Source organism: Streptomyces sp. NPDC020875, assembly GCF_040641415.1.
Taxonomy (GTDB): domain Bacteria; phylum Actinomycetota; class Actinomycetes; order Streptomycetales; family Streptomycetaceae; genus Streptomyces.
This window is the reverse complement of the sequence record NZ_JBFADP010000011.1, coordinates 29,413-51,647: the sequence shown is the minus strand read 5'-3', so window position 1 is coordinate 51,647 and position 22,235 is coordinate 29,413. Positions and strand designations below refer to the sequence as shown.

Below are 22,235 nucleotides of genomic sequence, written 5' to 3'. Positions count from 1 at the left end.
TTGGCATATGCCGCTGATTGCCGCGCCGGTGACCGTTCCGGGCCCCTTGTTCGAGGAGGGCTGACGATGCCGCGCCCGACGCTGTTCCGTGTGCTGCTCCAGCAGCGGCACTGGGACGACTGGGGCGTGTTCGACACGCGTTTCCAGGAGACGGCCCGACAGGTGGGTGCGGAGCTCGGCTCGGCGGCGGTCGCGTCGGCGACGGTGCCGCAGCGGACCTTCACCCGCTGGTTCTCGGGCACCTGGTACGGATCTCCCCAGCGGCACGCCGTTCCGGTGCTGGAGCGGATGCTCGGCTTCCCGTGCACGATGCTTTTCCGTCCCGCTCCCGATGTCCTGCACGTGCCGGCCGCGGTCCACGAGCGGTGCGGGGTGGATGCCTCGGCGCGTATCGGCGAGCGGTGGGCGACATCGCGGGTATTCCTGTCACTGACCGCGAGCGCGGCAGACTCCTGGGAGCTGTGCGGCCGGGGAAGCCTGGACGGCACGACGATCGGAGTGACGTTCCACCCCGCCGTCCGGGACGGGACGGGCCGACTGCGGCTGCGCCCCGCGGACGAGGACGTGCTGCGCGGCTTCGTCCGCCCGGCTCGCCGCGGCGTCGTGGTGGGCGTCGAGGAGCGCGGCGACGGAGAGCTGGGCCTGTACGCGGTGGACGCGGTCTCGGCCCGGCGGACGCTCGCCGGGCCGAGCGGCAAGGACGGCGCGGTCGTCGTTCCCGGCGCGCACGAGCTCGATGACCTGACGTACGGGATTCTGTGGTCGCTGGTCCAGCTCGACGACGGACTCCTGGCGCACGACCGGGCCTTGGCCGAGGAGCAGCGGACGGTGGAGGCGTACCTTCCGCTGGAGCGGTCCGCGTTGAGCCGGGGTGCGTTGCCCGGTGTGACGGGGGCGGCGGCGGGGTGGATGGGGTCGGCGTTCTGTGCCCGGTACATCGGCCGGCGACTGGAAGGGGTGTCAGCGGCGCCGGTGTTCTGGACGCGGGAGCAGACCGGTGAGGAGTGCGCGCCGTGGCTGTTCTTCGCCCACAAGGTGGACTATCTGAGGGGTCTGGGGGCACGGTACGGCGGGATAGTGCGGGTGTTCGTGGTGCCGGAGGAGCAGGTGCGGCGCTCGCCCCGCTATGAGCGGGTGCTGCTGTTCCTGGCGGTGGCGTTGATGGAACGATTGGGCATCACGGTCCGGGTCGTGGTGGACCGGGAATTCGCCGGGGTGGACGGATTCGCTCTGGTCCCGGGCGAGCGGGTCGTGGTGGCGAACTGGGTCCGTACCGATGAGGTGTGGGCGGCGTGGACGATGACGGAGCGGCGGGAACTGGCGGCGTACCGGGACACCGTCGGCGAGGCGACGGCGCTGGACATCCTGAAGGGCGGCGAGGGTCCGGTCGGGCGGCTGCGGGCTCTGGCCGGTCTTCTCGGGCTGGAGTGGGGGTGGCTGGTCGGCCGCTGCCGGGACCTGGGGGCGAGCGGGGTTGCGGGCATGGTCGTACCCCGCAGCCGGCTGATCACCCTGGCCGCTCTGGAGGACACCCTCGACTTCGTCGGCGCCCTCGACCCGGCCCGATGACCACTTCTGTCCCGGTCCGTACGGCGCCGTACGGACCGGGCCTGACTTCTCTGCTTCTCGTGAAAGGCGGCGTGTTGATGAGTGACCGGTCGAGTCGTCCGGTGGTTCTGGTGCTGTCCCTGGGCGGCACGATCGCCATGACCCGTATCCCGGGGGAAGGCGGTGCGGTGCCGCGGCTGACGGCGGCGGACCTGCTGGGTGCGGTCCCCGACATCGGCCGGTTCGCCGACCTGGTGGCGGAGGACGTATCGCGTCTGCCCGGCGCGTCGCTGCCGGTGGAGACCGTGGTGGAGGTGGCCGGGCGGATCCGGGCCGCGGAGTCGGAGGGCGTGGCCGGGGTGGTGATCACGCAGGGCACCGACACGCTGGAGGAGACCGCGTGGCTGCTCGACCTCCTGTACGGGGGGCCGTTGCCGGTGGTGCTGACCGGGGCGATGCGCAATCCGTCACTGCCGGGCGCCGACGGCCCCGCGAATCTCCTTGCTGCCGTGCAGACCGCAGCGGCCCCCGGACTGCGGGGAGTGGGGGCGGTGGTGGTGTTCGCGGACGAGATCCACACAGCCCGCCGGGTGCGGAAGATCCACTCCAGCAGCGTCGCCGCGTTCGCCTCCCCCGGGGCCGGGCCGGTGGGGCATATCGTCGAAGGAGCCCCCCGACTGTTCACCACCCCGCCCCGGACCCCGGCCGTACCGACACCGGCCGGCACGGGAACAGGGGTGCGGGTGGAGGTCGTCACGGCCGCGCTCGGCAGCACCGGCGTCCTGCTGGAGGGCCTGGAGGAGCGGGTCGACGGGCTGGTGGTCGCCGCGTTCGGCGCCGGCCACGTACCCGCCGACTGGGTTCCGCAGCTGGAGCGGATCACCGGACGCATTCCCGTCGTACTGGCCTCCCGTACCGGCAGCGGCAGCACCCTGAGCGGGACGTACGCGTTCCCCGGCTCGGAGAGCGACCTGCTGGCCCGCGGTCTGATCGGCGCCGGAACCCTCGACCCGCTCAAAGCGAGGCTGCTTCTGCTCGCCCTCCTCGCCGGCGGGGCCGACCGTGCCGGGGTCGCCGGCGCCTTCCCCCGCTACCGCTGACTCCCGGGAGGACTTGCGATGCGCGCTGCGCAGTTCACCACCGGCCGCCGCTTCGTCCTGGTCATGGACCACGGCGAGGACTTCCTGCCCGCCCTGGAGAAGTTCTGCGCCGAACACGAGGTGACCTCCGGGCACATCCCGACCCTGATCGGCGGCCTCTCCCACGCCCGTCTGGTGGGTACCTGCGGGCCGCTGGAGCGGCCGGAACAACCGCTGTGGGACGCGGTCGAGGTCGAATACCTGGAAGCAGTCGGCGGCGGCACCCTCGCCCTCGACCCGGCGACCGGCCGCCTCGCCCCGCACATCCACCTTTCCACCGGCCTCAAGGGCAACGCCGCCCACGCCCGCACCAGCCACCTCCTGGGCGCCACCGTGCAGTTCGTCGCCGAACTTGTCATCGAGGAGATCCCCCTCGCCCTGACCCGGCCCCGCCACCCCGGCCTCTTCGACGTCCCGCTGCTCACCTTCGACCAGCCGCAGGAGTGACCGTGACGGTACGGGTGACGCTGTTCGCCGAGCTGGTGCGCGAGCGCGAGTGGACGCTGCTGGAGACCTTCAACCTCCACTTCACCAGCACCGCGAACGAGCTCGCCACGGCCACCGGCAACCCGCGGCTGCGCGGCATGGCCGTCCCGAGGCGCACCTTCGACCGGTGGATGACCGGCCGCCTCACCGGGCTCCCTCAGCGCGACACCCGCCTCGTCCTCCAAAAGCTGTTCGACGCACCGGCCGAACGGCTCTTCGCGACCGTCGAGACCGCCCCGCCGCCCACCTTCTATGCGGACGCCTCCCCGGCGGCCGGGGCGCGGGGGCCGGTGGACCCGCAACTCGCCCCACACTGGACCGGGCTCCTCGGCGTGCTCGCCGCCGCCGACAACACCACCGGCCCCGGTCTGGTGCACACCACGATCACCGGGGAACTGGTCGTGATCCGGGACTACCGCACCCGTGCGAGCGGTCCGGCCCGCGACGCGCTGCTGGGGGTGGAGAGCCGCTGGGCGGAGTTCGCCGGATGGACCGCCGACAACCTCGGCGACGGCAATGGCGCCCGGTGGCTCGGCCAGGCCCTCGGCCTCGCCCACGAAGCCGGAGACCGGCCGATGGAGGCGTACGTTCTGATGCGGCAGGCCCAGCGGGCCGCCGAACACAACCAGGCCCAGGTCGCGATCGACCTGGCGACCGCTGCCCTCGCGGTCGACGGCGCGGCCGACCGGGACCGCGCTCTTTCCGCTGTCCGGCTCGCCCACGGCCACGCCCTGGCCGGCGACGCCGCCGCGTGCGCGGCCACGCTGGAGTACGCCCGGCTGCTGGTGGAGCGGGCGGATACGACCGACACCGGCGACCCGACCGTCATAGGCCACCACTGCGTCCCCGCCTATGTGAAAGCCCACGCCGCGTACTGCCATCTCATGCTGAACCGCCCCGACCGCGCCGTGGCCATCCTCCAGCCACTCCTGTCGGGCTGGCCGGCGGCCTACCGGCAGGACGAACACCTCGCCCGTGCCTGGCTCGCCCAGGCCCTCCTCGCCCACGGCGAACCGGCCGAGGCCGCCGCCCAGGCCGCGTCCGTCCTCGCCCGCACCGCGGGCGGAGGCTCCGCCCGGCTCCTGAACACCCTCACCGTCCTGGAACAGCGGATGCCCACAGGACGGAGCGCACCGGGCGAAGTCGACCACTTCCGTACGGCCTTGGACCTCGCACGCGGCAGGATGAGCCCATGAAAATAACGACCGCGACCATGACCGACGAGGCCGAACGCGGCTCCGGCACGGCAGTGCTGCCCATCGGCAGCTTCGAACAGCACGCAGCGCACCTCCCGCTGACCACCGACACCCTCGTCGCCGCCGCCGTCGCCGAAGCGGTCGCCACCGAGTACGGGCTGTTCCTCCTGTCGCCGGTCACGATCAGCTGCTCGCACGAACACGCCGACTGGCCCGGCACGGTGAGCATCAGCGCCACCACCCTCACCGCCGTCATCAGCGACGTCGCCCGCTCCCTCGAAGGCTCCGGGATCCGCCGCCTCGTCCTCGTCAACGGTCACGGCGGCAACTACACCCTCGCCAACATCGTCCAGGAGGCCAACACCCACCCGGGTCCCGAAGGACCGAGGATGGCGCTCTTCCCCCGCCCCGAAGACTGGGACGCCGCCCGCGAGGCGGCAGGACTGCTGACCACCGCCCACGAGGACATGCACGCCGGGGAGATCGAGACCAGCCTCCTCCTCCACCTCCACCCCGAACTGGTCCGCGACGGCTACCAGGACGCCGACCACCTCGCCGACCGCCCCCACCTCCTCGTCCACGGCCTGCGCCCCTACACCCCCACCGGCGTCGTCGGCCGCCCCTCCCTCGCGACCCCGGCCAAGGGCAAGACCCTCCTGGCCGCCCTCACCACCGCGTTCCAGGACACCCTCACCGCCCTCACCACACCACCCCCCGCCCCCGGGGCACCGGGCCGCTGAGCAGGCAGTCTCCACGGGCGTGCAAGGCCCGTCCCGTACAACGGAACCAGCTCGCGAGCGGCCGGACTTGCTGTGCCTCGGCCGGGGCTGGCTAGCCGTGGAAAAACTTGCGCACGGTGTTGCGCGACAGGCCGGTCAGCCGAGCGGTCTCCGACTCGGAGATCCCGGCGCCGGCCGAACGGGCCAGCAGCCCGTCCCGCCCGCGGGCGGCGGTTCCATAGGCCGCCAGATCGCGGCGGACCACTTCGCGCACGCGCTCGGTGAACGCCGGACAGTCACCCCGTGCCAGCTCCCCCAGAGCCGACATGGGGTACCCGGCCGCCTCCAGGAATGCCTGCACCCGCTCGGGCCAGCACACATTGACATCGTGCTCGTCGCTGACGGCCGGGAGCAGCGCGGCGCATCTCGTCGGCAGGGTCGCCGTCAGGACCGCGCCCGCCGCCGCACCGCAGGACGCTCACCCCGTTCACCATGGCGCCCCGGCCCGCGCGGCAGCCTGGTCCCGGTCGGCGACGGCCGACCGGAGCGCGCCGTACGTCTCGTCCAGCAGCAGCAGATCGGCCCCGCTCAAAGGCTCCCCCAGCGGCACGCGGGTGCCGATCTCCAGCACGGCGACGCTTCCCGGGACGCGCGCGAGGCAGTACCGCAGCACCGCCCCCTCCAGCTCACCGGGCCCGTCCCCGAACCGCTCCCGCAGCACCCCCCACCCGGCCGCCTCCGGTGAAGGCCCCGGCAGGACGGCGGAGCGGGGAAGGCCGGGAGGGGCGAGCACCAGCCCGACCCCGTGGCGGCGGGCGAAGGCCAGCAGATCCTCCCCGCCCGCCCGCACCAGGGGAGTCAGCGCGGTCAGCCGACACCAGATCACCTCCGGCCGCACCGCGTCGAAGACCTGTACGAACCCTGGACCGTCCGCGGGGCGGGCCGCGCCGGGGTCCGGCGCGACCAGTCCGACCGCCCCGACCAACTCCATCTCCCGCAGGACCCGCATCTGGTCCGCGACACAGCCCAGATAGCGCCCGCCCGGGCCGAAGTCGAGCGACGCGAGGGTGTGGAGCGCCAGACGCTCGACGTAGAGGTTCTCGAGCGTCTGCTGGAACTGGAGCCTCACCCGCGGGCCCGCGTACGGGTGCGGCGCCGTGCCCCGCAGTGTTCCCACTTTGCTGCCCATCTCCAGCCCGGCGTCGGGGTACTCGCGCAGCAGACGGCCCAGCAGCCGCTCGCCGTGGCCATCACCGCAGGAATCGGCGGTATCGAAGAACCGCACCCCTCGCTCGACCGCCTCGCGCAGCCCGTTCAGGAGCCGGATGTCATCACGGGTATCTCCCGGCCAGGTGTCCGGCAGGGTGCAGTGCACCCCGATCCGAGCGCCGGGCCACCGATCCGGCCAGGCCGGCATCGTGCCCTCCATCAGCACGGGGCCCCCGCCGTGCGGAACAACGCGACCACGTTCTTGCCCTCCATCGTCGGCTCGACCCAGTACGAGGAGCTGACCGCCGCCACCAGCGCTATCCCCCGGCCGCCCTCCTCCTCAGACCCCGTCCCGGCCGCCAGGGCAAGCTCGGCAGCGGAGCGGATCAGGGGAACGGCGTCGATGTCCGCGCCGGTGTCCGCCACCACGACGAGCACCGCGCACGGGAAGAGGTCGACGGTCAGGGTGACCGGGCCGCCTACGTGGCGGACCGCGTTCCCCACGAGTTCGCTCGCCACCAGGAGGGCGCCGTCGAGCTGGTCGTCGGAAACCTCTCCGTCCAGGACCTCGCGGACACGGCGCCGGGCGACCGACGCGGCAGCAAGCCCGGCGAGCGCGACCACTATGTGACGCATCAGCACACCCAGGTCTCCGGGTCGCTGACCCGTATCCGTCGGCACCATCCTCGCCTCCACACGGTCACGACAACGTCCAGCTAGAAAGCTGCCGCACCCCACACTCCCCTCCCCGCCACGGCATCTCCACGCCAAACCATGGCCAAACCATGGCCACTTTGCCGCCGCGCCTCAAACCCCCCAGGCCGGACGCCAACTCGCCCCGGATCGACAGCGGCACCCCGCCCGGCCGCGCACGACCACGAAAACCCAGCTCAGAGAGTTGACACAGCCCTTCACCACAAAGACACGGCCCCTCGCAGCACCCGGAGACCGTGAGCGGTCCCGGACCCGCCATCCGGTCAAAGTGGCCATGGTTTGGCCATGGTTTGGCATAGAGATGCCAGCGCCCATCCGGAAGTCTCGTCACCACGCAGGAACGGCCGACCCGACCTGTGGACCAGCCCTGACTTCTGGAGTACCCGCCATGCCCGCACCGACCGCGCCCTACCCGGTACGCCGGTTACCCGCTGCTCCCCCGCAGGCAGCCGGACGGTTCGGTGCGTCCCCGGCGACCCGGCGCCGGTTCGGTACGTCACCGACAGGGAATGATCAAGCCCTGCGGAACCTTCCCGTACCGGCTCTGTGTGACCGGACTCTGGTTCTGATCAAGCGGATCATGGCCGACGACGAGCCTCTGCCCCCGGACGGGGGCGCGCTTGCGGCGCTTCGCCGGGACCTCGCCGCCTACACCCGGGCGCTGACCCGAGCACTGAAGGCAGAACGGGCGTTCACGGCGGAGGCTGAGGCCGCTTCGCAGCGGGCTTGGAAGTGCCTCCGCCGTTCCGGCGAGGAAACGGGCTTCCGCGCGGTGATCGCGATGCTCATGGCCGCCGAGTCGGTACACGAACTCGCCGCCCTGGCCCGACCCGCTGCCCCGGCCCCTCGACCGGTCCACCCGCCCGTGATCATGCCGGGAGGAACCCGATGAACCGTCCCGCTCCTCGCTTCGAGGGCCGCCAGCAGGTGCGCCCCGTCGCGCGGCCGACCGCAGACCACTCCAGCATCGTGTTGGGTCCCTCTCTGGAGCTAGCGGCTCGCGCCCTCGGGCCACAGGACCGGCCTGCCGGTTTGGCGGGCGTAGGCGACTACATCCGCTGTGCCGCCGTAGCCGCAGGCCGGGAGGCCGTCCCAGACGGCTACGAGCTCGTCGGACCAGTCGACGAGGTTCTCGCTCCCCCGCAGCTCCGCCTTCCGCTCTTATCGAAGGAGTCCGCCGTGCCGATGCCGTCCCGGCTCCCCGCCAGTTCCCCGACCGCTGAGGACGCCGGACCGGTCGGGTGCCCGCATCTGCCCCCGTGCCCGGCCGCCGACTCGACCGACCGGGGAGCTGCCCGTACGGTCGCTTTCCGCCCGGAGCAGGGGTGGAGCCTGCTCTGTAACGGCGTACTGCTGTTCGAGGACCAGGGGGAAGTCCTTCCGGACGGAGGATCTGTCGCGCCCCGCCGGGCGGCCTTCGCGAGGTGTGGTCCGTTCGGGCCGTTGCGGGTGTCGGTGCTGCCGGCGGCGATGGCGTACGACTACGAGTGGGTCGCGGGCCGGCTGCTGGATCCGGTGGTGCTGGGCGGGGCGGTGGCGCTCGCGTTGTTCCGGGCGCCGCTGCTGGCGGTTCCGGCGGGCGGGTGCCGGCTGGGAGGGTACGTGGACGCCGTCGACGAGCGGACCGCGCACGAGGTCGTCGCGGTGCTCGGCGGGCGTCCGGGGTTTTCCGGGTTGCGCCTTCGTACGGTGTCCGGCCCGGTCGCCAAAGTGCTGGTCGAGTGGGGTGAGCGGGTGCCGGAGGGCCTGGACGCGCGTGCCCGCGCCCGGTTCTACGGGTTCAGGGCACCGGCGGCCGGTGCTGGTGTTGCGCCGGGCGGCGGGCACCTGGGGTCCGGGCCGTCCCGGGCCGTTCGTGACCGGCTCGCCGGTGTCGGCCGCCGGAGGGGTTCGCCCGTCCGATTCCGGCGCCGCCCCCTGCCGGGGTCTTCCACGGGGGCGGTCCGGGATGAGGGCCCGGAGCGGAGACCGGAGGCGGCGGCGAGCGGAGCAGCCCCTGCCCGGTAGTCGCCGCTTTCTCCCCTGACCGGCCGCCGGGGTGCACGGACCACCCCGCCCCCGCCGCCTCTCCCCGTGGGCGCGGGCCCGGGGCGCACCCCGGCGGCCACCTCTTCCCTTTTGCTGCGCGTGTCCTGCCGTGTTCCGGGCCCGGGCCGGCGCAGCCCTGCCCCAGAGCTAGAGCTTTTGCCCTGCTTTCTCCCTTGTATTTGAGGACTGATGACGACGACACCGATAGATCCGAAGCGCCGTGGGAAGCGGGGCCGTCGGCGGGCCGTGTTGACGGTGCGGTCCCGGCTGGTGCTGGTCGCGGTGGTCTCGGTCACCGCTCTGGTCGCGCTGGTGGCGGTGAATGCCGTCCGGGACTGGTCGTTGCAGATGTCGTTGCGGCGGGATTCGGCGACCGGTGAGCTCGGCGGTGAGGCGTCGCTGCCGCTGTTCATCGGGGCGCAGGCGGAGCGGAAGGCGACGGCGGTTTTCCTGGAGGACCCGAGCGGGGCGAACCGGCAGGCGCTGGTGAAGGCCCGGGCGGCGACGGACGAGGGGATTGCCTCGTTCCGGCATATGTCCGGGACGAAGCTGGAGACGGATCTGCGGCACAAGTGGTCGTATGTGGAGCGGATCTACGGCGAGCTGGATGAGGTGGCCGCGGTCCGGGAGCGGGTGGATGGCCGCCGGGAGAGCCGGGCCGGGGCGACGGGATACTACACACGCCTGCTGACGTCGATGGTGGAGTTCTATCAGGCGCTCTCCGCGATGGATGCCGCCGAGCTCAATACCGAGACCCGGGCGCTGGTGGGTCTGTTTTGGGCGGTGGAGGGGCTGGCGCAGGAGGACATGCTGCTGTCCGCCGCGCGGGCGGCGGGGCGGATGAGCGCTGCGGACCGGCGGGCGTTCGCCTCCGCGTACGGGGCGCAGCATGTGATGTACGAGCGGTGGGTGGCTCCGTATCTGCCGCCGAAGGACCGTGCCCTGTACGACGCGGTGACCTCCAGCCGTGCGTGGGCGGTGAAGAAGCGGGTGGAGGAGGCGGTGCTGGCGGCTCCGGGCGGGCCGGGCGGGGTGCTGGAGGAGTTGCCGGCCGAGGTGGGTGAGTGGGAGGCCGCGTACCGGGAGGTGGCGGGCGGCATTACCGCGCTGAACGGGTCGAGGACGGCCGGGCTGCTGGCGAGCGGCTACCAGGAGGCCGATGAGGTCCGCTCGGATGTCGTCCTGCAGGTGGTGAGCAGTCTGGTGGCTGTGCTCGCGATCGGGACGCTCATTGTCGGGGTGGTCCGGTCGGTCGCGCGGCGTGTGCGGCAGGTGCGGGCGGCGGCGGAGGGCACGGGGCAGTATCTGCCGCAGATGGTGCAGCGGCTGCGCGCCGGGGAGCGGCTCGATCCGAGGGCCGAGTTCCCCGATCCGCGGGGGCGGGCGGACGAGTTCTCCGACCTGGAGCGGGCGCTGGCCGTCTCGGGGCGGATGGTGTTGGAGATCGCCGCGGCGCAGGCCGGTGACCGGCGCGGGTTCGCGTCGTTCGTGGCGATGACCACGACGCGGGCGCTGAACGGCGTGGAACGGCAGCTGAGCGAACTCGCCCGGCTGGAGGAGCACTACGGGCAGGACTCCGAGGTGCTCCGCGCGCTGATCGGTCTCGACCGGACGGCGGTGGGTACGCGGCGTCATCTGGACAACCTGCTCACCCTGACCGGTCGTCGGCACGAGCCCTACACCGAGCCGATGACGCTCGCCGACGCCGTGCTCGACGCCGGGGCGGAGACCTCCGGCCCGGAGCGGATCGAGAACCGGGTCCACGGTGAGGTGTGGCTGTCGCCGCGGGCGGTGAACGGCGTCGTCCACGTGATGGGGGCGCTGCTGGAGAACGCGCTGTCGTTCTCCCGCGGCCGGGTGGGTGTCGGGGTGTCCACGGCGGCGCGCGGGATCGCCGTGGAGATCGAGGACCGGGGCACCGGGATGACGCCCGAGGCGTTCGAGCGTGCGAACCGGGCGCTTACGGAGCCCGCCACGTTCGAGAGCATGGCGGCCGGACGGCAGGGCCAGCTGGGGCTGTTCGTGGCCGGGCATCTCGCGGCCCGCTACGGGATGCGGGTGCGGCTGCGGCCCTCGGACTACGGCGGTGTGACGGCTGTGATCTTCCTCCCCTACGGCCTGACGGTTCCCCCGCCCGAGCCGGCCCCCGCGCCGTCCCGGCCGGTCACCGCAGTTGACGACGCCCCGGCAGGCAGTCGGGGGCCCGGGACTCTGGGTGGTCTGCCACAACGGGCCCCGGGAACAAGCCGGCCCACCGCCCCCGTGGCAGCGGCGGGTCCGGAGGTTGCGTCGCGGGCCGGGCAGGTCACCGACCCGTCGGCCCCGCCGCTTCCCCGGCGCGAGGGCGGACGGCACCTGGCCCCGCAGCTCGCCCGCACCCCGGCCGCCCCGGCCGCGCGCCCCCAGCTGGAGGACGACCACCGGTCGCCCGAGTCGGTCGGCGCCTCCTGGGGCGCGTTCCAGCGGGGCTCCCGCACAGCAGAGATCAACGGCACATCTAACGACAAGGGCGTGAACTGACGATGCGGCAGCACGTGAAGAATCCCGTGGTCCAGGAGCTGCTGGACGAGAAGGTGAGCGAGATCGCCGGGGTCCGGTCGGTCGTGGTGGTCAGCGAGGACGGCCTGACGACGTACTGGAGCGGCACCACCCAGGACTCGGCGGACAAGCGCGCCGCTATCGCCTCGGGTCTGTCGTCCCTGGCCGCGAGCCTCGCCGCCGAGGACGACGGCGGCCACGTGCGGCGGGCGATGATCGAGATGGACCACAGCCTCTTCATCATCGTCCGCGCCACTTCGGACAGCTTCCTCGCCGCGTCCGCGCAGGCCACGGCAGACCTCGGCACCGTCGGCTACGAACTGACCCTGCTGGCCCAGCGCCTGGCCCCGGTGCTCGAAGCGGGGCCGCGCCGTGCGGGGGCCGAGGGGGGTGCCCCTGCGTGAACGAGCCGAGCCCGGGGGCGGACGGGCGCCGGTCACGGCCCTGGTCGGCCACCGCGGGGCGGGTCGTCTCCCTGGAGGACGCCGAGATCCGGCTCGACACCCAGGTGAGGACCCTCGACGGTGCGGCCGGCCCCGTTCCCCCGGGCACCCGCCACCGCCGCGTCCTCGACCTGTGCCGCTTCCCCCGGTCGGTCACCGAACTGGCCGGGACGCTGCGCCAGCCTCTCGGCGTCACCGCCGCGCTGATCGCCGACCTCCGCGACCGCGCGCTGGTCGAGACCCAGATCCCCGTGGACCTGGCCAACGACGACGTCGTCACCCACGCCCTGCTGAAACGAGTGAGAGACCGACTGCATGCGCTCTGACACCACCAAAGCCAAATTCCTGATCGCCGGTGGCTTCGGTTCGGGCAAGACCACGTTCGTCGGCGCGGTCAGCGAGATCGACCCCGTCACGACGGAAGCCGAACTCACCGCGGTGAGCCGCGACGTCGACGACACCCGCCGGATACAGGACAAGACCACCACCACCGTCGCCCTCGACTTCGGGCGCCGCACCCTCGACGACATCGTCCTCTACCTGTTCGGCGTCCCCGGGCAGGAGCGGTTCTGGTTCATGTGGGACGACCTGCTGCGCGGCGCGGTCGGCGCGGTCGTCATCGCCGACACCCGCCGCATGGAGACCTCCTTCGCCTCCGTCGACTTCTTCGAACGCCGCCGGGTGCCGTTCGTCGTCGCGGTCAACCAGTTCCCCGACTCCCACACCTACAGCACCGCCGACGTCCGCTCCTCCCTCGACCTGCCCCCGCATATCCCGGTCGTGGACCTCGACGCCCGCAACGAACCCGCCTGCCGCCAGGCGCTCATCACCCTCATCGACCACCGCCTCACCGCCACCGCCGCCGTGTGACTCAAGGGAGACCACCGCTCATGGTTTCGGACTACGCCACCAGACCCGCCGCCAGCTCCGACCTCGACCTGTTCTCCGACAAGGTCCTCGCCGACCCCCACCCCTTCTACGAAGCGCTGCGGGCCACCGGACCCGCCGTCCGCCTGGAGCGGCACGGCGTGTGGGCCATACCCCGCCACGCCGACGCCGCCGCCGTCCTCCACGACACCGCCGCCTTCCGTTCGGAAGGAGGACTCGCGCTGACCGGGCTGGCCAACGACGTCCTCCTCGCCGGAACGGTCCTCGCCGCCGACGGCGACCGGCACGCCCGGCTGCGGCGCGTCCTGTCCCGCCAGCTCGCCCCCCGCGCCGCCCGCGGCCTCGCCCAGGAGATCACCGCCCGCGCCGACCGGCTCGCCGACCAGCACCTGAACAACCCGGGCGGGGTGTTCGACGCGGTGCACCTCGCCCGGGACCTGGTCACCGGCACGGTGATGAGCCTCATGGGCCTGCCCCCCGGACACGAACAGACCGTCATCGACGGGGCCGGGGCCACGTTCAACGCCTTCGGCCCCTCCAACCCCCGCTACCAGGCAGCTCTCCCGCAAGCCACCGCCATGGTCACCTTCCTCCACGAACACGTCACCCGCGACACCGTCACCCCCGGCTCCTGGATGGGCGCGATCTTCGACGCGGTCGACGCCAGGCAGATACAGGAGTGCGACGCCGTGCCGCTGGCCGCCGCCTACACCGCCGCCAGCATGGACACCACCATCTACGGCATCGCCGAGATGCTCGTCCAGCTCGCCCGCCACCCCGCCCAGTGGGACGCCCTGCGCGCCAACGTCGACGGCCTCGCCGAAGCCGCGTTCCACGAAGCACTGCGCTACGAGGCCCCCATCCAGGGATTCGGACGGATCGTCACCCGCCCGGCCGACATAGGCGGCACCCGCATCGACGCGGGCGAACAGGTATGGCTGCTGTACGGGTCGGCGGGACGCGACCTGGAGCGGTGGGGACCGGACGCCGACCAGTACAACCTCCACCGGCCCGGGAACGGCCACCACCTCGCGTTCGGACACGGACCACACCTGTGCGCGGGCATCCCGCTCGCCCTCCTCCAGGCCACCGCCCTGCTCCACGCCCTGGCCACCGGCTGCACCCGCCTCACCCTCGCGGACGAACCCACCCGCCTCGTACACAACATCCTCCGCGGCTGGCAGCGCGCCCCGATCCGCCCGACACCCGCCCGGGACCGTTCATGAACACCGACTCCGCCCCGCCCGGCACCGCCGGGACACCGGCCACCCCCGCCGAGGTGCCGGCGGTGAGCGCCACCCGCGAACCCCCGCCCCGCCCGTCTCCCCTCGTCCCACACCCAAGGAGCCCCGTCGTGACCGTGACCACCGATCCCCCCGGTCTGTCCGGCCCGGTCCGGGTCTCCCTCGCCGTGATCGTCCGCGAGCGCTGGACCCTGGTCATCCGGCCGCGGATCATCGCGGGCGGGCCGCGCTGGCGGTTCGCCGGAGGCAAGCAGGAGCCGGGGGAAACCCCGGAGCAGACCGCCGCCCGTGAGGTCCGGGAGGAAACCGGCCTCACCGTCGCACCGGTCCGGCGGCTCGGTGAACGGCTCCACCCCGACACCGGCACACACCTCACCTACATCGCCTGCACCGTCACCCACGGCACCGCCTACCGGGCCTCCCCCCGCGAAGTCGCCGAAACCACCTGGATATCCACCACCCCCGCCGTACTCGGCACCTACCTGCCCGGCCTGTACGAGCCCGTCCACGACTACCTCGTCAACGCCTTCTGACCAGCACCCCCTGCTTCTCCCGAGCCCATCCCGCAAGGGCCCGGTTCCCGCAACCCCACCCCAATCGGTCCCGTACGCCGCCGCGCGCCCCATGACGAACTGGTCTGGCAGTTCCCTCCGTGCGCGTCGCGGACGGGGAGCAGCCCGCGCCGGGCTGCGGTCGGCACTCCTGCGCCGACGAGATCCGTATCGGGCCTGCGCCCCTGGAGCACATCCGCGCGCTGACCGGCCACCTCTCCGCTCCCTCCTCTTCATTCGTTCACCACGGCGCCGTCCGTCCCGACCCGGAAAGAAGCACCACAGCCCATGGCTCTGATCGAGGACTACGCGATCGTCGGCGGAATGCGTACCGCCGCCCTCATCTCCCGCACCGGCACCGTCGAGTGGCTGTGCCTGCCCCGGTTCGACTCGGCGGCCGTCCTCGCGGGACTGCTCGGAGGCCCGGCGCACGGCGGCTGGATCCTCGCCCCCGCCGGCCGGGACGGCGCTGCACCCCCGGTCGCGTCCCGGCGCCGCTACCGCGACGACAGCCTCGTCCTGGAAACGGAATGGGACACCCCGGACGGCACCGTACGCGTCACCGATTTCATGCCCCCGCACACCGGCGACCGGACAGGGCCGCCGCGGCTGGTGCGGATCGTCGAAGGGATCTGCGGCCTCGTGCCGATACGGTCCGAGCTGCGCCCGCGCCCCGGCTACGGCCAGGTCGTGCCCTGGATCGTCCCTTACGGCGACCGGTTCGCGGCCGTGGCCGGCCCCGACGCCCTCTGGCTGGACGCCGAACCCCCCACCGAGCAGGACGCGTCCGGGGTGCTCGTCTCAGAGTTCACGGTCGCCGAGGGGGAGCGTTTCGCGTTCACGCTGACCTGGCACCCCTCCCACGCCGGCAGCGCCCCGCCGCCCGATCCGCACGCCGAACTCGCCGCCACCATGGCGTACTGGGAGGACTGGACGGCCCGCTGTACGTACACCGGGCCGGACCGGGACGCGGTGATCCGGTCCCTGATCACCCTCAAGGCCCTCACCTACGCCCCCACCGGGGCGATGGCCGCCGCCCCGACGACCTCCCTGCCGGAGGAAATCGGCGGCACCCGCAACTGGGACTACCGCTACTGCTGGCTGCGCGACAGCGCCCTCGCCGTCACCACCCTCGCCCGGAACGGATACCTGGACGAGGCGCGGGCATGGCGCACCTGGCTGGTGCGCACCGTCGGCGGCAACCTGGACAACCTCCAGATCATGTACGGCATCGGCGGTGAGCGGGACCTCGCCGAACGGGAGCTGGGGCATCTGCCCGGATACGAGGACTCCCTGCCGGTCCGGGTCGGCAACGCCGCCGCGGGCCAGTTGCAGCTCGATGTCTTCGGGGAGGTCGCCGACGCGCTCGACGTCGCCCGCCGCCATGGTCTGGAGCCCTGCCCGCGCGCCTCCGCTCTCCAGGTCCGGCTCGCCGAAATGCTGGAGGCGCGGTGGGCCGAGCCCGACGAGGGGATCTGGGAAGTCCGCGGGCCCCGGCGGCACTTCGTCCACTCGAAGATGATGACCTGGGTCGCCCTCGACCGGACCGTCCGGCTGATCGAGTCCGGCGACGCCACCGGCCCGGCCGACCGGTTCCGGAAGCTGCGGGACAAGATCCACCGAGAGGTGTGCGAGAAGGGCTTCGACCCCGTACGGGGGACGTTCACGCAGTCGTACGGCTCCAAAGAGCTGGACGCGTCCCTCCTCCTCATCCCGGCCATGGGCTTCCTGCCGCCCACCGACCCGCGCGTCGTCGGCACCGTGGACGCCGTACGGCGCGAGCTGGCCACGAAGGCGGGCTTCGTCCTGCGCTACCCCACCGCCGGCCCCGGTACCAGGGTCGACGGCCTGAACGGCGACGAAGGCGCCTTCCTCGCCTGCTCGTTCTGGCTCACCGACGCCCTGGCCGCCACCGGACGGCGGAACGAAGCCCGTGCCCTGTTCGACAGGCTCCTCGCGCTGCGACGACGTCGGGCTCCTGGCCGAGGAATGGGACCCGGAACTCGGACGGCAGGCCGGGAACATGCCGCAGGGCTTCTCGCACTGGGCACTGTGCGACAGCGCCGCCGTGCTCGCCCGGGGGACGGGGCCGGTCATCCCCGGCCAGCGCGCGCCCCGCCCGGCCACCGCCGCCATGACCGGTGCGGGGGCGACCCGATGACCGAGGAACCGCCCCCCGCACAGGAGGGGACCGCGTCGTACCGGCCGCCCGGCCCGATGGTGCTCGGCGCGTGGCTGCGCCAGCGCCGTCAGGCCGCGGGTCTCACCACGGACGCGGTGGCTGCCGCGGCCGGGCGGGGCTGGAATGCCCGGCGGGTGGAGCACGCCGAGAGCGGGCGCGCCGCCCTCGACGGCGAGGACGCGCTCGCCCTCGCGTCCGCCGTCGGCGTCACGGACGAGACCGGGCGAAAAGCCGTGGCCCGCCTCGCCGTGAGGAAGGACCCCGACATCACCGACAAGCTGCCGGGCGCCCAGGAGCGGCTGGAGGCCGTCGAGGCCCTCGCCGAACGGATGGTGGCGGTGGCTCTGGGGCCCCTGTGGCCCCGGCAGTGGGCCTGGGACCCGCCCGTCCCCGCAGCCCCCGGACAGCCCGGACCACGGTCCTGGCCGGCCTGCCCGGTGACCCTCGTGATTCAGGACCAGGTACTGGAACACCCGGTCGGCTGCCGTGCGGTCAGCGCACGGCGGCTCACCGCGCTCGCCGACCGGGCTGAAGCCACCGGGCTAGATGTGCGCGTCGTGTCCTACCTGGCCCCGGCGGTGACGGACGCCGCCCGTATCTTCGGCCCCCTGGGATCGGCCGTCACCCTCCCCGGCGGGCGCGAGCTCTACGTGTCGGAGGGGTACGACCCCTTCTACCGGGCCCCCCACCACGCGGACCGCGGCCTGCTGGACGCCCTCCTCGCCGTCTCCGCCGACGGTACGGACGCCACCACCGCGCTCCGAACGGCCGCCGCCCGGCACGCCGCCGCCCGCTGCCCGCGGCCGGGGCCCGGATGCGCCTGCCCGGCGGCGCCCCCGGAGCGCCCCGTTCCCGGGCCGCGAAAAGTGATCGCTATCGTCCGCCGCGCCGACGGCCAGATCCTGCTCGCCCCCGGCCCGGACGGGATACTGCGACCCCCGACGACACAGATCCTTGAGGACGAGTCCCCCGCGCAGTCTGCCGTCCGCGCCGTATGGCGCGAGACCGCGCACGCGGTCGTCATCACCCACGACCTCCCCGCCCCGGCAAAACACTCAGGGCACTACGTGCTGTGCGCCGCGCCCGGACCGGGGCACCGCTGCGGCCGCGTGTTCCGGTGGGCGCCCGCCGACACGGTGCCCGGCCTGCCGTCCCTTCCCCCCGGCGACGCGGACGACGACAACCACGCAGCGGGAGAAGGCGTATGACCGGGGGGACCTCTGCTGTGCCCCCCCCTGCCCGGCCGGGTCCCGGTGGCCGTCCGGGGAGCGGGACAGCCATCTCCGCCTCCGGCCCGTGGGCCCCGGCGCGGCCGTCCGGCGGGAGGAGCGGCCCGCGCACCGCCCTCGGGCCGGGCCCCTCGTTCCTGTGGACCGGCCCCGGCGCAGTCCGGGGCCACGAGTGATACGACCGACCACCCTCGAAGGAGACCATGTCCATGCCCGAGACCCTGCCGGACGTCACGCTGATCGCGATGAACCTGGAGCACGACGGAGGCCCGGAACCCACTCCCGGGGTGCTGCCGGAACGGTGGCTCCGCGCGATGCGGGAGGTTCTGGAACCGCGGAATCCGGACCTGCTGGTCTCCACCGAGATGACGTACTCCCAGGCCCGGCCGGGCGCGGCGCCCGAGGTCGTGGCCGCCGCGGACCGCCGCTTCCGCACGGCCCAGGAAATCCTGGGAATGACGGGGTTCCGCGCGCCGATGGGCGACGGCCGTAACCCGACCGGAGCATACGTCCGCGACAGCGTCTTCAAGGTGGTGGCCCGGCACGAGCACCCCAGCGGGTTCCGCACCCCGCCCACCAACCTCGTCCTGGAACTCGACGGCTGCCCCGGGGTGCCGATCATGACCATGGGCGTGCACCTCTCCCACTGCTCCCTGCGCGGACGGCGGATGGAAGCCGACCGGCTGACCACGCTTGCCGACAAGCTGAAAATCCACCGCCCCGGCCATCCGGCGAGGGCGGCATGGATCCTGGGCGATTTCAACGAGTACCCCGTGCCGCAGGGGGAGCTCGTGGAGCCGATCGACTGGACCGCGGTCGCCGACGTCACCCACCGGCGTCACCGGGCCGAGCTCCTGCCCGACGGCTCATGGCGATCGGCCACATACGCCGACGAGTTGCTGCACGACTGCGGGCTCCACGACCCGGCCCGGTGGGCAGCGCGCCGCCTCGGACAGCAGGAGGCGCTCGCCGGAACCGCCGGGGTCGCCGACCCGGACCAGGGCGGAATCCGCCGAATCGACAGGGCTTATATGGACCCCTGGACCATCCAGGCGGTCACCGGCGTCGAGGTCATCGACATGACCGGACTCAGTGACCACCACGCCCTCCGGATCACCCTCGACCGCGCCAAGCTCATCAAGGCGCTGCGACGGCAGATCAGCCCGCTCGACCGGTGGGAGCTGGTGAAGTGACCATCCCCGCCACGAACGGCACCCCTGGGCAAGGCCGGTTCGACCGGTTCGACGCCGCGTACGACGTACTGGAGCCGACCCCGCGACGGGTGCACCGGATCCTCGGCACACTGCCTCTCCCGGTGCTCGACGCGGACATCACCGCCGCGGCGTGCGCCCTGCCCTGGGCCGAGGCCGACTGGTTCTGCCAGGTACTGGAAGAGGAGCAACTGATCCAGCGCTCCGGGTATTTCGGCAGTGACGAGGACCGGTCACCCCTCTACCGGGTCGGCGTGGCGGCCCAAGAGCACGCCGCGACGCTGTCCCACGGGGAGGAGGTCGCGGCGCTGGACCGGCTGGCCGCATGGTTCCTGGTCTGCGCCCGCTCTGTCCAGCGCCGTCTCGCCCCCCACCAGCACCAGCCCCCTCTCCCCTCGCCCGGTCCGCAGCTTGAGGGCCCGGGGCTGGATCTCCCCTTCGACCCCTTCCACGAGCCCGCGATGCTGGAGTGGCTGGAACACCAGAGCGCCAACCTCCCGCCGCTCCTCGGGGCGATGGAGGAGCGGGGACGGCCCGACCTGATCTGGCGCACCGTCGACGCCTTCTGGCCGCTGTTCCAGCAGCGCCGCCCGTATCCGCTGTGGGCGGACGCGCACCGGGCGGGACTGGCCGCCGCCCGCTCGGACGGCGACCGCGCCGGGGAGCGGCGGATGCTGCTGTCCGGCGCACTCGGCCTGCTCAGCTCCGGCCGGCACGGCGAGGCGGCCGACTGGAACACGGCCGCACGGGACGCCGCGCGGGCCGGGAAGGACGGGCGGGACGAAGGGCAGGCCCTGTACCAGCTCGCCCTGCTCCGTCTCGCCGAACGGCGGGTCGAGGACGCGACGGCGCTGGTCGCCCAGGCACTGACCCGGTGGGAGTCGGAAGGCTACCGGCGCGGGGAGGCGCTCGCCCAGATCGTCCTGGCCCAGTGCGTGACGCCAGACAAGCCCCGGCGGGCCGTCGACCTGCTGTCCTGCGCACGCAAAACCCTGCGCACCGAACCGGGCTCCGACCACCACCGGATCCGGGCCCGGGCACTGCGCGGCCACGCCCGTCTCCAGCTCGGCGACCCGGCCGGCGCCGTCACCGACCTGGAGACGGCCCTTACCGAGTACCCCGAGGACGACACCTCGCCCTGGCCCGCCCGCACCCGGGACTGGCTGGCCCGGGCCCGCACGACGCTGTCGGCGAACGAACCCCCGCCGGCGGCCGGGTCGGCGCCGGATGCCCCCGCGGCACCCGGGGGCCTGACGGAGCGGAGCGGGCGGTGACCTCCTTTGGCCTTCTGGACACCGAAAGGCCCGCAACCCGGCCGGGGCGGGACCATGTCCTTCTCGCGTACTGCTCCGGGCAGGCCGCCTCGTGGGCGGGCTCGGCGGTGCACGCCGTCGCCCTGCCGGTGATCGCCGTCGTCCACCTCGCGGCCACCCCGGGCGAGGTCGCGGTGCTCGCGGCCCTGTCCACCACGCCCGCGTTCCTGTTCTCGCTGCCGGCCGGGGCACTGGCCGATCACAGGCCCAAGCGGACGATCATGATCGTCACCGATCTCGCGTCGGCGGCCACCGTCACGATCGTCCCGGTCTGCTGGGCTCTCGGCATCCTGACCGTGCCGGTGCTATGCGGGGTGGCAATGGTGCTCGGCACACTCACGGTGTTCCACCAGGCGGCCGCGTACGCCGCGGTCCCCGAGCTCGTCACCCCCGAGCGGGTGCCGGAGACGAACTCACGCCTGGTCGCGGCGATGTCTCTTGCCGATACCGCGGGTACCCTCGCGGCCACCGCGCTGATCCCCCTGGCCGGAGCGGTCCGGGCGCTCGTCGCGGACTCGGTCTCCTATCTGGTCAGCGCGTGGTGCGCGACCCGGCTGCCGCGCACACAGCCGGCCGATCCGGCCGCCGGGTCGCGCCCGGGAACGATGGCCTCGATCCGCGGCGGGTTCGCCTTCGTGATGTCCCATCCTCTGCTGCGGCCCCAGATGCACGCCCTGATCGTCTACGCAATCGCCGAAGGCACCATGGCCACGTTCTGGGCGTACTGGCTGCTGACTCAGGCCGGCACCGGCAGCACCGGGCTCGGTCTGATCATGGGCGCGGCAGGCGCCGGGGGATTGCTGGGCGCGCTGGCCGCGCCCCGCCTCGCCGACCGGCTGGGGCCCGGCCCCGTATTGATCGCCGGACACGCCGCCTATCCACTGAGCGGGCTGATACTCCTGGCCGCGGGACAGGGCCCGTACTGGACCGGAGTGCTCGCGCTGGGGGCGGCGGCGCAGACGGGGATCGCGCTCGCGGCCGGGACGACCCAGCGCACCCTGCGCCAGCACCTCACCCCGCCGGAACTCCAGTCCCGGGCCCAGCAGGTGTTCATGTGGGTCACCTCCGGCACCCGGCCGCTCGCCGCCCTCGCGGCCGGGGCCCTCGCGTCCGCCACCGACGTGCGGACGGCGCTGACGGCCGGAGTCGTGCTCCATGCGATACCTGCCGGGATCCTCCTGGCCTCCCCGCTCAGGGGTCTGACGGCGGTGCCGGCGGCCCGGGCGTCCGGCGGACCCGGGCCGCCGGGTGGGTGACCGGACCGCCGGGCTGCGTGGAACGCGGTCGGCAGCGGGATGACGTGGCGCGCCCCACGTCCGGTACCGGATCCGCCCGCTCCGTCCCTGCCGAAGAACCGATCACGGCCGTCGGCGGCCGTGATTCGGCCACGTCTCGCCCCGGCACAGCCCTCGTCCCGCCCGGGTCGGTGGCCCCTGCAGCCCTGGGATACCGCGTGTTCACGCGATATCCAGTCCGACTGAAACACGTGCGTTCGGGAGGGAGGCCCGATCGTTGCCCCGGATACCGCAGCACCCCCGATCCGCCCGCACCGCCTGATCCCCACCCCCGCATCACCCCGGACGAAGGAGCTAGCCAA

At 73.2% G+C, this 22,235-nt stretch carries 20 protein-coding genes and 2 pseudogenes; 19 read left to right on the top strand and 3 right to left on the bottom strand.

The window, feature by feature from the left end; all coding sequences use genetic code 11:
• Nucleotides 1-66: 66 nt before the first annotated feature.
• The 5 genes from AB0G74_RS08650 (at nt 67) to AB0G74_RS08630 (ending at nt 5,109) form a co-directional block, all read left to right on the top strand.
• Nucleotides 67-1,569, top strand: coding sequence for a transcriptional regulator, XRE family protein (locus tag AB0G74_RS08650; RefSeq protein ID WP_361142099.1), 1,503 nt, complete (start codon nt 67-69; stop codon nt 1,567-1,569).
• A gap of 77 nt (nt 1,570-1,646) precedes the next feature.
• The gene (locus AB0G74_RS08645) at nt 1,647-2,648 is read left to right on the top strand and encodes an asparaginase (protein WP_361142097.1); all 1,002 of its coding nucleotides are present in this window, start codon (nt 1,647-1,649) and stop codon (nt 2,646-2,648) included.
• Nucleotides 2,649-2,666: 18 nt separating this feature from the next.
• Nucleotides 2,667-3,134 (top strand): DUF296 domain-containing protein, encoded by a 468-nt coding sequence (locus tag AB0G74_RS08640; protein ID WP_361142095.1) that lies wholly within the window; start codon nt 2,667-2,669, stop codon nt 3,132-3,134.
• 2 nt (nt 3,135-3,136) lie between these two features.
• Nucleotides 3,137-4,369, top strand: coding sequence for a hypothetical protein (locus AB0G74_RS08635; RefSeq protein ID WP_361142093.1), 1,233 nt, complete (start codon nt 3,137-3,139; stop codon nt 4,367-4,369).
• Nucleotides 4,366-5,109 carry a creatininase family protein gene (locus AB0G74_RS08630; protein WP_361142091.1) on the top strand — a complete coding sequence of 248 codons (744 nt, stop codon included), beginning with the start codon at nt 4,366-4,368 and terminating at the stop codon, nt 5,107-5,109. Before AB0G74_RS08635 ends, AB0G74_RS08630 begins: the two co-directional genes overlap by 4 nt.
• A 91-nt stretch (nt 5,110-5,200) precedes the next feature.
• Here the strand turns inward: AB0G74_RS08630 and AB0G74_RS08625 are convergent, their stop codons facing one another.
• The 3 genes from AB0G74_RS08625 to AB0G74_RS08615 form a co-directional block, all read right to left on the bottom strand.
• Nucleotides 5,201-5,467 (bottom strand): hypothetical protein, encoded by a 267-nt coding sequence (locus AB0G74_RS08625; RefSeq protein ID WP_361142089.1) that lies wholly within the window; start codon nt 5,465-5,467, stop codon nt 5,201-5,203.
• A gap of 108 nt (nt 5,468-5,575) precedes the next feature.
• Nucleotides 5,576-6,505, bottom strand: a complete 930-nt coding sequence (locus tag AB0G74_RS08620) for an aldo/keto reductase (RefSeq protein ID WP_361142088.1) — start codon at nt 6,503-6,505, stop codon at nt 5,576-5,578.
• A gap of 11 nt (nt 6,506-6,516) precedes the next feature.
• Nucleotides 6,517-6,981: an ATP-binding protein gene (locus AB0G74_RS08615; protein ID WP_361142086.1), complete on the bottom strand. Its 465-nt coding sequence runs from the start codon at nt 6,979-6,981 to the stop codon at nt 6,517-6,519.
• 610 nt (nt 6,982-7,591) lie between these two features.
• Here AB0G74_RS08615 and AB0G74_RS08610 point away from each other — a divergent pair.
• The 14 genes and pseudogenes from AB0G74_RS08610 to AB0G74_RS08545 all read left to right on the top strand — a co-directional run bounded on the left by AB0G74_RS08610 (nt 7,592) and on the right by AB0G74_RS08545 (nt 21,894).
• Entirely contained in the window at nt 7,592-7,903 is a 312-nt protein-coding gene (locus tag AB0G74_RS08610) for a hypothetical protein (protein WP_361142085.1), read from the top strand.
• A gap of 359 nt (nt 7,904-8,262) precedes the next feature.
• Nucleotides 8,263-8,424 (top strand): annotated as a pseudogene (locus tag AB0G74_RS08605) (DUF5999 family protein); the annotation flags it as partial.
• Nucleotides 8,425-8,460: 36 nt separating this feature from the next.
• Nucleotides 8,461-9,018 carry a DUF6302 family protein gene (locus AB0G74_RS08600; RefSeq protein WP_361142285.1) on the top strand — a complete coding sequence of 186 codons (558 nt, stop codon included), beginning with the start codon at nt 8,461-8,463 and terminating at the stop codon, nt 9,016-9,018.
• A 210-nt stretch (nt 9,019-9,228) separates the two neighbouring features.
• Complete coding sequence (locus AB0G74_RS08595; RefSeq protein ID WP_361142083.1) at nt 9,229-11,559, top strand: nitrate- and nitrite sensing domain-containing protein; 2,331 nt, start codon at nt 9,229-9,231, stop codon at nt 11,557-11,559.
• A 14-nt stretch (nt 11,560-11,573) separates the two neighbouring features.
• Nucleotides 11,574-11,981, top strand: coding sequence for a roadblock/LC7 domain-containing protein (locus tag AB0G74_RS08590; RefSeq protein WP_361142081.1), 408 nt, complete (start codon nt 11,574-11,576; stop codon nt 11,979-11,981).
• Nucleotides 11,978-12,346 (top strand): DUF742 domain-containing protein, encoded by a 369-nt coding sequence (locus AB0G74_RS08585; protein ID WP_361142079.1) that lies wholly within the window; start codon nt 11,978-11,980, stop codon nt 12,344-12,346. The genes AB0G74_RS08590 and AB0G74_RS08585 overlap by 4 nt, the downstream gene beginning before the upstream one ends.
• Nucleotides 12,336-12,890: an ATP/GTP-binding protein gene (locus AB0G74_RS08580; protein ID WP_361142077.1), complete on the top strand. Its 555-nt coding sequence runs from the start codon at nt 12,336-12,338 to the stop codon at nt 12,888-12,890. Before AB0G74_RS08585 ends, AB0G74_RS08580 begins: the two co-directional genes overlap by 11 nt.
• 20 nt (nt 12,891-12,910) lie before the next feature.
• Nucleotides 12,911-14,134, top strand: coding sequence for a cytochrome P450 (locus AB0G74_RS08575; protein WP_361142074.1), 1,224 nt, complete (start codon nt 12,911-12,913; stop codon nt 14,132-14,134).
• Nucleotides 14,135-14,262: 128 nt separating this feature from the next.
• Entirely contained in the window at nt 14,263-14,685 is a 423-nt protein-coding gene (locus AB0G74_RS08570) for an NUDIX hydrolase (protein WP_361142072.1), read from the top strand.
• A 306-nt stretch (nt 14,686-14,991) separates the two neighbouring features.
• Nucleotides 14,992-16,864, top strand: a pseudogene (locus tag AB0G74_RS08565) (glycoside hydrolase family 15 protein).
• Complete coding sequence (locus AB0G74_RS08560; RefSeq protein ID WP_361142070.1) at nt 16,861-18,093, top strand: helix-turn-helix transcriptional regulator; 1,233 nt, start codon at nt 16,861-16,863, stop codon at nt 18,091-18,093. Before AB0G74_RS08565 ends, AB0G74_RS08560 begins: the two are co-directional and overlap by 4 nt.
• A 224-nt stretch (nt 18,094-18,317) precedes the next feature.
• Entirely contained in the window at nt 18,318-19,307 is a 990-nt protein-coding gene (locus AB0G74_RS08555) for an endonuclease/exonuclease/phosphatase family protein (RefSeq protein ID WP_361142068.1), read from the top strand.
• Nucleotides 19,304-20,599, top strand: coding sequence for a hypothetical protein (locus tag AB0G74_RS08550; RefSeq protein ID WP_361142067.1), 1,296 nt, complete (start codon nt 19,304-19,306; stop codon nt 20,597-20,599). Before AB0G74_RS08555 ends, AB0G74_RS08550 begins: the two co-directional genes overlap by 4 nt.
• Nucleotides 20,596-21,894 (top strand): MFS transporter, encoded by a 1,299-nt coding sequence (locus tag AB0G74_RS08545; protein ID WP_361142065.1) that lies wholly within the window; start codon nt 20,596-20,598, stop codon nt 21,892-21,894. The genes AB0G74_RS08550 and AB0G74_RS08545 overlap by 4 nt, the downstream gene beginning before the upstream one ends.
• Nucleotides 21,895-22,235: the final 341 nt, after the last annotated feature.

What these genes read in the sequence shown, in the direction of transcription:
- AB0G74_RS08595 (WP_361142083.1), top strand. Translation starts at nt 9,229, where the DNA reads ATGACGACGACACCGATAGATCCGAAGCGCCGTGGGAAGCGGGGCCGT.
- AB0G74_RS08620 (WP_361142088.1), bottom strand. Translation starts at nt 6,505, where the DNA reads ATGCCGGCCTGGCCGGATCGGTGGCCCGGCGCTCGGATCGGGGTGCAC.
- AB0G74_RS08610 (WP_361142085.1), top strand. Translation starts at nt 7,592, where the DNA reads ATGGCCGACGACGAGCCTCTGCCCCCGGACGGGGGCGCGCTTGCGGCG.
- AB0G74_RS08650 (WP_361142099.1), top strand. Translation starts at nt 67, where the DNA reads ATGCCGCGCCCGACGCTGTTCCGTGTGCTGCTCCAGCAGCGGCACTGG.
- AB0G74_RS08560 (WP_361142070.1), top strand. Translation starts at nt 16,861, where the DNA reads ATGACCGAGGAACCGCCCCCCGCACAGGAGGGGACCGCGTCGTACCGG.
- AB0G74_RS08580 (WP_361142077.1), top strand. Translation starts at nt 12,336, where the DNA reads ATGCGCTCTGACACCACCAAAGCCAAATTCCTGATCGCCGGTGGCTTC.
- AB0G74_RS08630 (WP_361142091.1), top strand. Translation starts at nt 4,366, where the DNA reads ATGAAAATAACGACCGCGACCATGACCGACGAGGCCGAACGCGGCTCC.
- AB0G74_RS08615 (WP_361142086.1), bottom strand. Translation starts at nt 6,981, where the DNA reads ATGGTGCCGACGGATACGGGTCAGCGACCCGGAGACCTGGGTGTGCTG.
- AB0G74_RS08645 (WP_361142097.1), top strand. Translation starts at nt 1,647, where the DNA reads ATGAGTGACCGGTCGAGTCGTCCGGTGGTTCTGGTGCTGTCCCTGGGC.
- AB0G74_RS08575 (WP_361142074.1), top strand. Translation starts at nt 12,911, where the DNA reads ATGGTTTCGGACTACGCCACCAGACCCGCCGCCAGCTCCGACCTCGAC.
- AB0G74_RS08640 (WP_361142095.1), top strand. Translation starts at nt 2,667, where the DNA reads ATGCGCGCTGCGCAGTTCACCACCGGCCGCCGCTTCGTCCTGGTCATG.
- AB0G74_RS08555 (WP_361142068.1), top strand. Translation starts at nt 18,318, where the DNA reads ATGTCCATGCCCGAGACCCTGCCGGACGTCACGCTGATCGCGATGAAC.